This window comes from Verrucomicrobia bacterium CG1_02_43_26 (genome assembly GCA_001872735.1).
Taxonomy (GTDB): Bacteria; Verrucomicrobiota; Verrucomicrobiia; order Opitutales; family CG1-02-43-26; genus CG1-02-43-26.
The window spans coordinates 149,942-164,332 of record MNWT01000006.1 but is presented as its reverse complement, the minus strand read 5'-3'; the positions used below and the strand labels follow the sequence as shown (position 1 = coordinate 164,332).

Annotated in this window: 9 protein-coding genes; 5 read left to right on the top strand and 4 right to left on the bottom strand. The window is 44.1% G+C overall.

Translation table 11 applies throughout. From position 1 onward, the window contains the following. Nucleotides 1-15: 15 nt before the first annotated feature. From AUJ82_02920 to AUJ82_02905, 4 genes are all read right to left on the bottom strand, one after another. Nucleotides 16-3,333 (bottom strand): hypothetical protein, encoded by a 3,318-nt coding sequence (locus tag AUJ82_02920; protein ID OIO60383.1) that lies wholly within the window; start codon nt 3,331-3,333, stop codon nt 16-18. A gap of 86 nt (nt 3,334-3,419) precedes the next feature. Next, nucleotides 3,420-4,592: a hypothetical protein gene (locus AUJ82_02915; protein OIO60382.1), complete on the bottom strand. Its 1,173-nt coding sequence runs from the start codon at nt 4,590-4,592 to the stop codon at nt 3,420-3,422. Next, the gene (locus tag AUJ82_02910; GenBank protein OIO60381.1) at nt 4,592-5,176 is read right to left on the bottom strand and encodes a hypothetical protein; all 585 of its coding nucleotides are present in this window, start codon (nt 5,174-5,176) and stop codon (nt 4,592-4,594) included. Before AUJ82_02910 ends, AUJ82_02915 begins: the two co-directional genes overlap by 1 nt. Nucleotides 5,177-5,283: 107 nt before the next feature. Beyond that, nucleotides 5,284-7,383, bottom strand: coding sequence for a hypothetical protein (locus AUJ82_02905; protein OIO60380.1), 2,100 nt, complete (start codon nt 7,381-7,383; stop codon nt 5,284-5,286). Here AUJ82_02905 and AUJ82_02900 point away from each other — a divergent pair. The 5 genes from AUJ82_02900 (at nt 7,382) to AUJ82_02880 (ending at nt 14,375) form a co-directional block, all read left to right on the top strand. Further along, nucleotides 7,382-7,606: a hypothetical protein gene (locus tag AUJ82_02900; protein OIO60379.1), complete on the top strand. Its 225-nt coding sequence runs from the start codon at nt 7,382-7,384 to the stop codon at nt 7,604-7,606. The genes AUJ82_02905 and AUJ82_02900 overlap by 2 nt on opposite strands. A 117-nt stretch (nt 7,607-7,723) precedes the next feature. Then, nucleotides 7,724-9,577, top strand: a complete 1,854-nt coding sequence (locus tag AUJ82_02895; GenBank protein ID OIO60378.1) for a hypothetical protein — start codon at nt 7,724-7,726, stop codon at nt 9,575-9,577. A gap of 10 nt (nt 9,578-9,587) precedes the next feature. Beyond that, nucleotides 9,588-12,311 carry a hypothetical protein gene (locus AUJ82_02890; GenBank protein OIO60377.1) on the top strand — a complete coding sequence of 908 codons (2,724 nt, stop codon included), beginning with the start codon at nt 9,588-9,590 and terminating at the stop codon, nt 12,309-12,311. A 200-nt stretch (nt 12,312-12,511) separates the two neighbouring features. After that, nucleotides 12,512-12,979 carry an acetyl-CoA carboxylase, biotin carboxyl carrier protein gene (locus AUJ82_02885; protein OIO60376.1) on the top strand — a complete coding sequence of 156 codons (468 nt, stop codon included), beginning with the start codon at nt 12,512-12,514 and terminating at the stop codon, nt 12,977-12,979. Between the two features lie 22 nt (nt 12,980-13,001). Next, entirely contained in the window at nt 13,002-14,375 is a 1,374-nt protein-coding gene (locus AUJ82_02880; protein ID OIO60375.1) for an acetyl-CoA carboxylase biotin carboxylase subunit, read from the top strand. Nucleotides 14,376-14,391 lie beyond the last annotated feature (16 nt).

Sequence of the window (14,391 nt, the reverse complement as noted above, 5' to 3'; positions counted from 1 at the left end):
AACTTATTTTCAAGATTATCTCGCAGGAACACCCAATCTCGTGGGGTTATCCTGGCGGCTGTAATCATACATTTGTTTTTCATCTACAGGGGCAGATTCTGCTGAAATCGGAGCGCGGGTCTCTTGTGTTGGAGATTCTTTCTGTCTCTCCAAGGCTCCTATTTCCCAACCCCACATGCGGTCATCCGTCAAAGAAGGCGCGCCTACATTGGTTAAAAACAGGGACAAAATTCGATAAAAACCCAGCTTATCCCTCAGGCCATTCTGATTACCCTTGTTTCCCACAGCTTGAGGATCTATTTGGATGAAATAGCCTCTCCCTGTTCGATTAGCGTAAAGCCCTAATAAGCCATTAGCGGCTATTTTACCAGAACCGGACTGCAAGACAAACAACTCTTCTGGTACCGCTAGGCAGAAATCGGCAATTGAAATTCCTTTCAGATCAGGCCAAGCAGGCAATTGCCAAGCGCCCTTAGACAGTTCTTGTTTGGCGACAAACCCAAGAGGCAGCTGCGTACTCTTTCGGGCAAGAAAAACAAACTGACCACCAATATCTAAGAATCCGTTGATAGCCTTCTCTGAAGCTTCAAAGGTTTCATCAGCAACAATAATTGCCGGCATCGAAGGCAACCGATTGAGTGGCACGTATTTCAGGCTGAGGTGGTCAAGCAGTTTTTGACCTTCTCTACCGCCTATGTAATAGATATTGCGCGGGCGAGTATCTTCCTTTTGGCTATCGAGATAATCCACCATATTGACCATCAATCGGTCTACTACAGGATCCGTTTTTCCTCGATTTTCCAAGTCTAGCGTGCAAAGCAGCATTAGCCCCTTGCCAAAATGTTTTTCCAAAAGCGGTGTCCACACTAAATTCTCCCCCCCCTCGATTACAGGCACCCATCCACCTACAACGGGCTTGAATATAGGCGCGCTAGAAACACTGCCTAAATTTCCGTATTGCCAAACCCACGGCAAGAAATCTGAATCATTGGACTCTAGCCAAATATCTGTATTCCCTTGTTCATTTTCCAACAAAGCCCCCCTGCCGTTCCAAAACGAGAAGTCTTTATCCTCCAAATCTCGCAAAGCGGGATGCTTCTTTTGGGTGACAATGGGCCAAAAGCGGTGTTTAGCACCCTTAATGATTTCTAACGAAAAATTGCGGGTCAACCAATCAGGGTTCTGGGTTAATAACAGTACTCTGCCTCCGACAGAAAGAAATTCGCGGATCGAGCCTGGTAGCCCTTCACCGTTGGACAACGCGTTTCGCCCAATAACGAGAACATTACTCAAGGAAGGTTTTCCCGTCCAATCAATGACCCTAAAGCCCAAGCGTTCTAACAGAGCCTTAGAATCCCCTTCGGGGTCAAATAAAAAAACGGCCTTGCTTCTTTGCGTAGGTGTAGCGGGAAATACTTCAAATGTGAACTGGTCTATAATGCTCTCGTTTCCTGCCTTGATTTCCAGCTTCACATCGCCATCCGTTCTTTGCCCTACTTCTGGTATGGTAAACTGAAGAGGCAGGAAGACGACTTCGTTCACGTTAATGTGCCCGCTAAACGATTCTTCGTAAACGACATTTTGAGCAACTTTCACTTGCCAGTGCCCTTCATAATCAACCGGCTCGAAAGACTGATTTATAAATGAAGCACATTTATCAACAACAGTCCCGCCATAAAAATGGTGATCTCGGGAAACTAAATTATCCTTCGGCCCACTGATCCATGCAGCAATCGGCCTATTGGCTCGTTTTAATGTCTTATAGATTAAAGCATTTTTATCATCGAGGGCAACTTTCCACATAAAGCCGGAAGTCAGATTGCTTGCCAACCTAGATAACCGCCAGGTAAGATCCAGGCAATAAGATTGCAGATACTGGTAAGAGTATCGATCTGTAAACGGTTTCTCCGGCGGAAAATCAAAGTCATATACAAATGATTTACTACCAAAGTAACGAGCCGCGTATTCTGTCAACTGCTCCACATCCTCTTTATTAACTAATAGGTAAGGTGCGACAACGGGCGTACTCATGGGAATCATTTCAAACTGGGTAATCGGTTCAGTAAACCCATCCGGGTGCGGAATAATCTCTTGGCTATAAAAGAGCATAAAGGAAGGATGGTTCCTTAACTTTTTCCATAACTGGGTTACTTTCTTAGACCAATGATCAATCTTGTTATCAGGAACTTCAAAAACGAGCGGGAAACCAATACTATCTGCCAGATTCAACAGATTCTCCAGATCTGCCATATTATCAGGATCTTCTATATCAAACTGCGGAATAAGCCCCACGGAAAAGCCCGCATTTAAATAATCATGCACCTTAGTATAGTTATGCACCTGAACCATAACCGCACGCAGAGGGAAGGGGTGGTCATTTAAGAACCACGATGCACGATCAAAATGGTATTCTCTAAATCCAAATGATTGGCGAAACGAATCAAAAAAGCCAACCCCGCGAACTGTTATATCCATACGGTACAGATTCGGGCTAGAGTAATCCCAAAGATCGATATCTTCCCATGGAAATCTTAAGGTGATGCTCTGAGACTCCGAATTCGCATCTACACTGATCACTTGAGAATATGAATTGGCCAGCGTCCCGTCTGGTTTCTTAACATCCACTGTGAAGGTTAAGGGTCCGGACTTAGGAACCCCGGCTAAATCCACAGCAACTTCAAATGATTTTTCCGTCGTATCCGGTCTCACCCAAACGCCTTCAATGTACGCGTCTTTAGGCCGGGTAAACAAGTTAACCTCTCCTACTAACCCTCTTTCATAACTATTTGGAGCTGATGAGACAAGTACTTGCAGCACATTTGATTGCCCGATGCGTAGCACATTTGTCAGATCCACTTCTCCGCCAAGTCGAGTAATTTTCCCGAGTGGATATCCATTTAAACTCACATCCGCATTATCCGCTATACGATCAAACTTTACGGACACGCTTTTGTTTCCCCATTTTTGTGGAGCCACAAAAATCCTCTGATACCAAACCGATGTCAATCGATTCCAATCCATAGCGTGCCACAAAGGGGTTCTTCCGGGTGCACGTACAAACGTTGCCGAATTTTCACGCATCCAGCTTCCGGGAACTTGAATATACCCCCAGCCACTGGAAGGCAGCTCAGTTGCAAATTCTGTTGTCGCAGGCAAAAACTGCCAAAGACCATCCAGCGCCATCTTACTTCTTGTCTGGCTAATCACTTCTTCCGTTTCATTACCCCAATTAAGCGATACTCCAGGCGGGAGTATATCTTTCTCTGAAGCTAAGCAGGCAAGAGGTAGTAGAATACAATAACAGGTGAGGAATTTGATAAAACGCTGGGGCATCACACCCTCTATTATGATATTTTATCCCTACGTAATGCAACGAGAATTGCCACAAACGCACCCTCAAAAAAAACCCTTTTACTGTATTAGATAACTTTTAAAAAACGTACCAACTTTAACAAAAAGTGTACAAGCAAACCCATACCCACAAGGAACACTGCAATATAGGGCAGTACTCGGCTTGGGTTTCGGACCACTTGTAACATAGTCGCTGTTTCATTTGGAGTGAAGGATGCCTGATAAAAAGTATATCCTTCGTAGCGCAGGGGATTGTTCATGTAAATTAAAGCTTTTCTGCCTGTCGATTTCTCTGCATCCAGGATATTCACTTCACTGGAAAAGTTACGAGGAATCTCGGTTCCCGGGTATCGATCAAAACGAAACTGGGTCAACTCCAACCAAAAGGGGTAATAATAACGCTTGAAGCGTATCGCGATCTCGTACTCCTTATCGTTGTAAGAAAAGCGTTGGGGAGGAAAGCGTTCATCAAAAACATTTGAAACAAGCCAGGTACCGATTTCACCATCCCCCGCTACCAAGGTCACATACGCAGAAACCGTGTTCACTTCATTTTGCTTATAGGTAGGGGCTAGGGGTACAGCAACCAAATCCATCTTCATCCCGGCGCCCCTATTGGCTAACCCGGGCGGTAAGCTGGGATCATTTCGGCGCATTTGTATGCCCGCGTTAGCAAAGAACACTTCTGGTTTGACTGTAAAAGGGAAGGTTCCAACCTGCACCTCTTTGCCAGATTCCAACAATACTACCGGCATACTCACGACGCGGTCAAAGGAGGGGTTTGATTTATCAATAATCACGAACTCGTTTTCGTCCGTAGATTTTGAATAATTAGATCGCCCACCTTCATCAATCCACATTTGAGATTCCACTTGAAAATAGCTGGTCAAAAAGCCGCTAACAATCAGTAATAAAATCCCCGAGTGTATCAACATGATGCCGATCTTTTTCGGCTTAAATTGAAAATAGCGAACGGCCGCGAAAATGAGGTTGATGACCAGTAGCCCGCCCAATAAAAACCCACCCGGCAAAGGGATAAAGAGTTTACTTAGGACTGCGCCACCAGGCCAGGCAGCAGGGTAGTGCCAGAGTGCAATTATACTCTCAAAATAGCGTAATTGCACTTCTCGAATACCTATATGAACTTGGTCTAGTGTACCGAAAAACACTAATAAAAAACAACAACCCAAAAGCGCTACCGTTAAACGCAATGAGCTTAAGCTTTTATAGACCCGATTCATTAAAACTGTACGCTTTTAAGGAATTTCATAAAATTGTCTCTCTGCGATTCGACAACAGAGGCGTCTCCCATCATTTTAAAGTACCAAGAGGCCGCACTTTGTGGAACGATCGCCCCCAAAACAGCTTTACCGGTCTCGCTATTAACCGCATCCACTATGATGGATTTAAAACCGTCTACATTTTCAGTGGGAAATTTGCTTAAAACCGCTTCAGAAATGCCTTCTAGATTAATCTGATCGCGCCAGCGGTTCACGTTTTGCAACACGCCCCCAACGTCTCCCGGAAAAGCCAAAACAGAGACTTCGGCAGATTTATCGCCCTCTGTCACTAAAAAGCTTCCTTTACGCATTGTGCCCAGGGATTGAGCAACCCAGCCTTCCGGCACGTCCCATTTTGGAATAGAAAAACCTTGGGTAACTTCAGCCAGCCCATGTATCGGCGGTTGCTGAGCCATCGTGGCCATAGGCATCTCTGCCTTACTTTCTTCTTTGGGAACATCATAGGTGGTCACTTCTTTTTTGCCGCCTTTGTCACAACCGGCCAATAAAGCCACCACACTCAAGAATAAATAACGATAGTACATGAGTGCTAGTTTAAATAATAATTCCCGGGAAACAACCTTTAGTTTTATGTCATTTCCCAAAAATCGTTATAAAATTGAGCTAATCGCCCGTAGCGGAACCTTGAAATTTAGTTCTTTTTTTCCACGATATTACAATCGTAGCGAACGTCATCGACCGTAACGGCACCTTCTATTAAGGCATATTTGTCCTCAACTTTATCCAAGTTGATATTAAAATCGATTTCGTAATAAAGTTCGGTCTCATCTTTGTTTACGCTAAGTGCATTACACAAACCTTGGCCCGATGAGTCCATCTCATTGAGGAGAACCTGATCAAGCGAGCCTTTTTCCCAAAACATACAAAAGGTAAACTTGGGGTTCTTCGGATCGGTTAAATCTAACGTGTAATTTGTTTTTCTACCGGCGCCGGCCATTTGTATAACGCGACCTTCGTCCGTCTTCCAAATAAATCCTCCTGCCAAATTACTTTCATCCATCGATGTTGTAAAGTTTTGAGAAATCAAACCCTGCAGCAACCACACCAAGTTGTCGATTTTTTCGGACTCAACTCCGTGCTCACCTAGATATTTTTTTAAGATTTCTGTGTGTTCAACAATTTGGTCGTCAGTACTATAACCTGCTTGCTTAGTAGCAGTATTAATACTAACAAAATCAGATTCCTTATCGTCCGTTGTCCAAGTATCAAGCACCCACTCACCATTGCTCACATCTTTAACTTCTTTTTTCCCGGTGCCATAAAAATTTTTGCGCTCTTCTTGATTAATAACAGTAATGTTTTCACCGCGTGAAATATCTTTATACCCGATCTGAGGCATCACTATTGTTCTGCCGGAACCATTGACCACATCCTTATCCACGAAGAGTTGATTCTCACGTTTAGGTTCTAAAATCATTGTGCTCAACAAATATGAATAATAGTGGTGTAATGGAAGCCGCTTGAGCTCCTTTCCTGAAACATTAGAACTCTGGCAGGTTTCATGTTTAGTCGTTTTTTTATCCTTTTTAACGGAGGATCCCTCGGTGCTACCCGAAGTAATGCCTAAATCAACTAACAATTTTGTGTGCAATTTCTTAGTATATTCGCTGAGGGATAAGCGCTTTTCGTTGCCTTTTAATTCCTCTGAAAGCTCATCTACAATGTCGGACATAGCATTGACCCCTTTTTCCAGAACATACAATGTCCTCAATTGGTCATTTAAAAAAGTTTCTGTAAGTGTTATTTTTTTGTTGAAGTTTGATAACGATAACAACTCCAGAAAGAGCTTCTCTTGTCCAGGCACCGCAGTTACCCCACGGCCCTCAAGCCATTGAGTTAGCATCACTTCCTCAGAGCTAAGTGCCTCCTGATACGCATTATAAAAAGTATTCAGCTCATTTGCGCTGATCGCATGTTGTCCAGAATATATGTCAGCGATAGCATTGCGATCACCATTAAATTTGAGCATAACCGCAAATTCCTGCTTAGACATGCCCTGTTCTTTCCTAAATGCAGCTATATGCGCTTCATTTGACCTGCGATTACAGTATATATCAAAATTCTTTTGTATTTTAGAAATATTAATCGCAGTACGCCCCTTAATAATATCAGATTGCGCATCTTGAGACAAAGAGAAGAAAAAGGATTTTCGGCTATCCGTTTTTTCAGGCTCGGCATCAAACCAGTTTTCTAGTTGTTCTTGGTTTTTGAGAGCCAGCTGATATTGTGCATGAGTTTTTTTAGGATTTGGAAGCAATATCCTGCCATTCAAAATATCATCGCCCCATTCTGAGGATTCTCTCAGGCCAACGGACCACTTTGTGACCAATACTTCGATGGGCATGTCTTTATCATAAAGTATTTCCTCAATCTTACTTTTGTTATATTTTGCTGCCACCTCTTGCAGAGAAATAGGCTGGCTTGAATCTCTGTTATCATCAAATAAAACACTGATGTAGGCCTTGACCAAATCCCTTTCTGTGCTGTCCTTGATTACGTCTATTGCCTTGAAATCAACACGCTCCATACCTTCTTTAGAAGTATCTGCATCTAGTTCAAAAATAGTACAGATACGGGTAAGGAGTTGTAATCGGGCATCCCCATTAATCGTGCCGGGCTTAAGGTCTATAAATTTTCCAATGATACCAAATACATCAATTTTAAACAAAAGTTGCTTCACTTTACTTCTCCCTAAGAAGCTCTTTCCTGAAAGATCTTCCTTCAGGGACATGGGAGCCCTAGTCCTACTATCGCCGTTTTGGGCAAAAATGCTTTTTGTTTCCGTTGATTTCCTTATATTAGTATTAGACATGAGTCGTTTTCCTATTTTTAATTCACTGGTCTCAATTATAAACAATATAAAACTAAAGTCAATATATAAACTAATCATAATATATAAATTACATGGTATTAATTTAATTATAATTAAATTTGACCTCGGTATTCGCCTTTGAACTGCAATAAAAAGTCCAAAAAAACTGAACATACAGACAACCCCCTCAGTCCAAGCCAATGATGGGCTTGCCATTTGCCCGTAAATCTTCATTATCAACAAGAATTCATCCACAATAATGCGATACAAATTTACCTTAATTCTACTTGCTTTTAATCTTATTGCATTCGGCGCACTTTACTTCTTGGACAAAAAAGAACACGCGGTAGAGGATGCGTCTGCCAGCGGCTACATTTTGGGTAACAGTCTCATCAACGTTCAGGAAATCGCCATCGAGGGCAAAAACCTAGCCGACCCCATTTTTCTGAAAAAGGCTAATAATAATTGGCATATAGAAACACCAGTCTCCTGGCCTGCTAATTTTTATGCGGTTCAGCGTATTTTAAATCAATTGCAATTCCTGAAAGCAGATGCTCGTTTCCCGCGTTCTGAAATCGAAAAAACGGGCCAAACGTTAGCGGATTACGGCTTAGATGACCCCGTTATGACACTTTCCGTTAATAATGAAATCGTGCGTGAACAGATCAGCTTCGGCAACACGACATCGCTGGCCAATCGCCTTTACCTACTAAACCATTCCACAGATGAGGTCTTGGTCATTGACAAGGATCAATTTAACACGTTACTCGTGGATTTGGAGGATTTGAGAAACCCGGAAATCTTCAATATTCCTGTCTTCGAGCTGCATGCCCTCATACTAAAGCGCTCTTACCCGGCAAATCTGAGCATCCGTATCTCCAGAAAAGCAGATGGTTGGTATTTTGAATCTCCTATACAGGCCGCGGCCAATAATGCGCTAGTCAATAACGCGATCAGCAAATTAACCAACCTCAAGGTTTATCAGTTTATTAATAAGAACAGTATCAACTTGGAGAAATTCGGGTTGGATCAACCCCAGACACGAATCACGCTTCAGGGTAATCACAAAAATCAAACGTTGCTGCTGGGCAACCTTGCGTTCAAAAACCCAAAACGCTATTACGCCCAACTCGAAAATACGCCTACCTACTTTATCGTAGATGCAGAAGCGTTAGAAGAGCTAGAGGATGCTCAAGAAGATTTGCGGGACAAATTTTTTGTCAAGTTTGATGTCGCTGAGCTCAACGCCGTTGACATCGAACAATCCGGCAAAAAGGTGCAGCTCAAACGGCTTGAAGACGGCAATTGGCAGGTCATGGATCACGATAAATCAGGCGAATTGATCGCCAAAAGCGCAGACCCTGCTAAAATAGCCGATCTCATCACTTCCATCCAACAACTCGAGGCTGTCAATTTTATCAGCGATATGCCCACGCAGGAAGATTTAGCACATTATGGCCTCACGGATCCTCAACGCCTCATCCGGTTACAAACAAAGGAGGCACTCACTTTATTAATTGGAGACATGAACCCCAAGACACAAAAGTTTTACGCAAAAATAGAAAACGCCCCCTTCGTTTATGAAGTCGATAACTTCATTCTGTCGGAGACTCCCGTAAGCCCGCTTAAATACGAAACACGCATAATCGAAAAACTGCCCGAAGTCGCGGAAATCAAAGAAATTCGCCTCGTCAATTTAAAAGACGGGCAAACCATTTATCAAGGCAAACCGGCAAACGCCAAACAATGGGATGCTCTATTAAACAACCTTCCCGAAACGCGTAAGTTAGCCGTTGATACGTTATTGGCAGGCCTCCACCAATTTTCCGTACAAACCTATCTGCCATATGCATTTCAATCGGTAATTCCGCTAGAAAACGAAAAATCTATTCCCTGGAGTTTTAAACTGGAAGCCGATGTTGATCTCCCCTCCGGAGAAAAAAGCCAAACTCAAAAGCTGGAATACTTTTTCACAGAGCGGTTGACTGGCAGCATGCAAATCGGAGGTTCCCCTCAGACAAAGCGTACCTTTACCCTCAACCAAAACTGGATAGATGCTCTGTTCTCATTCACTGACCCCGTAGCCTACAACAATACAAACGTAACGGACTAAGACCAGGGGAATGAGTTTATTACAAGCATCAGTCAATTGGATCACGTATATGCTAAGGCAATCACTTAACATCGCCTTAGCCTTCATACTCGCTTTCCAAATACTCCTGATCACTTTCTTCATTTTTTACGACACCCAAGCCGTTTCCGACTTCTTAGAAAAGAAACTCAACTCCGGTCTTAATCTTTTCAACCTAGAAGCTGATGCCACGAGTATAAAGCTAAAACCAAACGGCACCATTGAAGTAGCGGACTTCACGCTCTCGCTACAAGGTACAGGATCCTTGTTATTAAAATGCGAAAAAGCCATCTTGCACCCCGATCTCCCTCGGCTCCTCATAGGCCAATTCGAAATCGATAAGGCTCAAATAGAATCCGGCACCCTGTACTGCCCCGCGCCCCTTTCCCCCACGGGCATACAAGAACCGATTATCAGCAACATTCGAACCAGCGTTGCTTTCAAAAAAAATGCCATTCAGGTCGAATCCCTCGCGCTCAATCTCTTCTCCTCCAACATTCTCTCAGATGGTATTTTAAGCATTCCCCTTCCTCCTAAAAAAAATCAAGCAACGGACAATACTCTAACTACCGCTGATTACGCCGATGCCGCAACCTCCTGGCTAGCCCTTTACGCTCCGTGGATCAAAAAGTCATTTTCATTAAAACAATACATCGATGCGTTCGAGAAAGTCTCTATCGTCCTCACACCGCCTGCGGTAGATAAAAAAAAAGCACACCTATCTGCAATTTTCTTTGGCAATAATTATAAACCCAACCAAACACTCACCATCGGCCACCTCACGGCTCAAGCCGATATAAACCTCTCTGGAACTCCGTTTTTATCCCCGGAAGTTTATCTAAAAATCAATAACGCAACCTGGAAGGGTCTATTCAATACCCAAGCCGCCGAAGCAATCGCTACCTTAAGCTCACATGCTCCCTTTACCGCGTTACCGGAGAAATTATTGTTCTCAGCTCAAACTACTTTAATAAAGAATAAAGCAAGCATTCCGTTTAGCACGGGAAACCTCTCACTAAAAACGCTTCCTCGGCTCACGGGAACCCTCCAAATCGTAGACGGGAAAGAATGGATCTTAGCCAACGCGGCTGTTAACCTCACGCGCCAAACAGCAGACATCACAGCACAAGGCAAATTCAACCCCACGCGCCCGTCTGTCCTCGCTTTCTTCTCCACAACAAACGGGGAAAGCCCTGTAATATTCCATCAAACACCATTCTGCGCAGTAGATCTCCACTTCAAAAAGCGTTTTAAATTCGATAAAGCAAAAGCCTGGATAAACGCAGACGAGACGGTCATGTACCGTACACCCTTCTCTTCTCTGTATGCGAGGGGGGAGGTCACACCGCAGCAATTATCACTAGATACCCTTTACTTAAAAACTCCCAAAAGCCACGCCAAAGCCAGCTATATTCATAATTTCAAAACAAACAATTATCAAGCTCTCGCCAAAGGACAACTCAACCCTGCCGACATTGATCCCTGGATGGGCCCTTGGTGGCAGAAACTCTGGTCAGACTTTTCTTTCTTAAAGGAACAACCTTACGCCGATATTGAAGTGAGCGGCAACTGGGACAATGAGGATGACTATTTCACTTTTGGCAAAATAGAGGGCACTAACTTTATCTTCAGAAAAGTCTTCAACCAACTCTGTCGCCTCACCCTACAAGCTAACCCAAACCACACAAGCATTTCTAAGCTCTACCTGAAGACGCCTACAGGCAGCGCCAACGCTAATCTTTTTTGGAAATTCAAACCGCAGCAGGAACCCGACTACGAGCAACTCAACTACGACATCAAAAGCACATTAAGGCTAGCAGACCTAGGTAATCTTCTTGGCCCTGAAGCACAAGCCATCATTAAACCGTTTCATTGCGCTAAGCCACCTGCTGTCCATATAAGGGGCCAGTACACCTTACCCAACTTGTTCTACTCCCACCAGGATCGTTTATACATTTATTTCTTAACAAAGCATCCTCTCACCTACCACGACATCGCGTTGGATCATCTTCGATTTAAGGCAAACTACGACACTACAAAGACAATCATCGCGCCAATCGACTTTGGCTTCGCGGGGGGTATCGGAAACGCCAGCGCAACCGTCACCTTAGAGGCCAACGAAAAAAATAGCATCGCCTACGATGTACAAATAGAAAAAGCCTCTTTTGACAAAACGCTTGCAAACTTAAACTCACTTAAAGGTAATAACCAAACCAGTAAGCCAGACAAACCATTCCATGGCGAACTCAGTGGGGTCTTCACCGGAACCGGGTACTTGGGCGACACAGATAGCTACATGGGCGAAGGCGTCCTTATGCTCCAAAATGCCAATTTAGGCAGAATTCGTCTCCTAGGCCTTCTCTCCGAAATGCTAGACATTCCTCCCTTCCACTTCAGTAATTTTGATCTCACGGAAGGAGAAACCATGTTTCGCCTCAAACACCAAGTACTCTACTTCAATCACACAAAAATTTTTGGCCAAAGCGCCCGCATCCAAGCCAACGGCACCTACAATATCATGAATGATGAGGTCTACTTTCTCATGGACATATTCCCCACCGCAGAGCTCAAGATACCGGTCATATCCCAAGCGCTTGCCGTCATCAACCCCATCTCGAATTTCTTCCAAGTAGAGCTCACTAATACATTGGCCGACCCCAAATGGTCCTTGCGCCTCACCCCATTCGGCCTCTTTAAGAAGAAAACTAATTTCTAGAGATACCAGAAGAAGAAAGCGCGTTTGCAAACTCTACGGCTGCAATACATTAAGAGCGTTTATCAGCATTTCTATTGCCATTTCAAGCAACCTATACCGAAGGCAAATCCGCCCAAAAAAGAGCATTGCAACCAAAGTCGGAATGCGTTTAAATAATTATTCGGTAAAAACTAAAACCATTAATTAACAAACTATTAACCTTGGACACTAAAAAAATAACCGAAATTGTGGACCTGATGAAGGCATCAGATCTCATTGAATTTGAAATTGAAGAAGAAGGCCTCAAGCTACGCATCTGCCGCGGCAAAGCCAAAGACTGCACGCATGATTTGATTCACACACAGCTTGCGCCAGCTATTGTCTCCTCTTCAACCAATGTTCCTTTCCCCATGCACGCTTCTTCAAGTGCGCAAGAGACTGTAAAAGACTACGAATACATAAAGTCGCCCATGGTAGGCACCTTCTACAGAAGTCCATCACCAGACAGCAAAGTTTATGCATCCGAAGGCACTCAAGTCAACAAAGACTCCGTTGTCTGCATCATAGAAGCCATGAAGGTCATGAACGAAATCCAAGCTGAAACAAACGGTTCGATCCTCGAAGTCCTCGTAGAAGACGGTTCTTCCGTAGAATATGGCCAAAACCTGTTCAAGGTAAGAAAGCCCTAAACAACTTTAGCACATTTCTAGCATGATTGAGAAAGTACTCATAGCCAATCGGGGTGAGATAGCCTTACGCATCATCCGAGCCTGCCACGAACTGGGTATCAAAACCTTAGCCGTCTATTCCGAAGCTGATGAACAATCTCTTCCCGTACAGCTCGCAGACGAAGCTATCTGTATCGGAGGCCCTCGTGCTTCGGATAGCTACCTAAAACCCGATCGCATCTTGAGCGCTGCTGAAATCGGCAACGTGGATGCAATTCACCCGGGCTTTGGGTTTCTCTCCGAGAATGCAGACTTCGCCGAGCAATGCGAACTGTGCAACATCAAGTTCATTGGGCCAAAATCCTCCGCCATTCGCCTCATGGGAGACAAATCCTCCGCCCGCGACATGGCAAGGAAAGCGGGGGTTCCCATTGTTCCCGGCAGTGATGGTATTATCCAAAACGAAGAAGAAGCACTCAAAGTTGCCAAAAAAATAGGCTTTCCTGTTATCATCAAAGCCGTAGCCGGCGGTGGTGGCAAGGGCATGCGCCTTGCACATAACGCAGCCGCCTTCGGTAAAGAATTTCATACTGCTCGAAACGAAGCCCAAAAGAGCTTCGGTAATGGGGATGTCTACATCGAGAAATTTATCGAATGCCCACGCCATATAGAAATCCAGCTACTGGCTGATGAACATGGCAAAATCATTCATTGCGGCGAGCGCGATTGCTCCATTCAACGACGCTACCAAAAGCTCATTGAAGAATCACCATCTCCCTTCATCACGCCAAAACTGCGCGAAAAGATGGGCAAAGCAGCTATCAAGCTTGCAGAAGCTTGCGGCTACCAGAATGCGGGCACTGTGGAGTTTCTCGTGGATAAAAATGGAGATTTCTACTTCATGGAAATGAATACTCGTATCCAAGTAGAACATGGCATCACTGAAGAAGTAACGGGCATAGACCTTGTAAAAGAGCAGATATTGATTGCCCGCGGAGAGCATTTAAAATACGACCAAAAGGATGTAAAGTTCCTCCGTCACGCCATAGAATGCCGTATTAACGCGGAAGACCCGGATCGCAATTTTGCTCCCTGTCCTGGGGAAATCTCATTTTACTGCGCGCCTGGTGGGCATGGTGTAAGAGTGGACTCCCACGTATATAGCGGGTACAAGATCCCGCCGTATTACGACAGCATGATTGCGAAGTTAATCACCTTTGGTCGCAATCGCACGATCGCAATCGACCGCATGAATAGAGCCTTGAGTGAATGCATCATTAGAGGGATTCCGACAACAATTCCTTTGTGCAAGTCTATTATGATGGATCCTGTATTCCGTGAAGGGAATGTGACAACCAACTATTTGCCAGATTTTTTCAGTAGATCTCCTAAAAAAACTCCTGTAGAGTCAAAATAACCATAAATCTTAATTT

What these genes read in the sequence shown, in the direction of transcription:
- AUJ82_02880 (OIO60375.1), top strand. Translation starts at nt 13,002, where the DNA reads ATGATTGAGAAAGTACTCATAGCCAATCGGGGTGAGATAGCCTTACGC.
- AUJ82_02910 (OIO60381.1), bottom strand. Translation starts at nt 5,176, where the DNA reads ATGTACTATCGTTATTTATTCTTGAGTGTGGTGGCTTTATTGGCCGGT.
- AUJ82_02895 (OIO60378.1), top strand. Translation starts at nt 7,724, where the DNA reads ATGCGATACAAATTTACCTTAATTCTACTTGCTTTTAATCTTATTGCA.
- AUJ82_02900 (OIO60379.1), top strand. Translation starts at nt 7,382, where the DNA reads ATGGGAGCCCTAGTCCTACTATCGCCGTTTTGGGCAAAAATGCTTTTT.
- AUJ82_02890 (OIO60377.1), top strand. Translation starts at nt 9,588, where the DNA reads ATGAGTTTATTACAAGCATCAGTCAATTGGATCACGTATATGCTAAGG.
- AUJ82_02920 (OIO60383.1), bottom strand. Translation starts at nt 3,333, where the DNA reads ATGCCCCAGCGTTTTATCAAATTCCTCACCTGTTATTGTATTCTACTA.
- AUJ82_02915 (OIO60382.1), bottom strand. Translation starts at nt 4,592, where the DNA reads ATGAATCGGGTCTATAAAAGCTTAAGCTCATTGCGTTTAACGGTAGCG.
- AUJ82_02905 (OIO60380.1), bottom strand. Translation starts at nt 7,383, where the DNA reads ATGTCCCTGAAGGAAGATCTTTCAGGAAAGAGCTTCTTAGGGAGAAGT.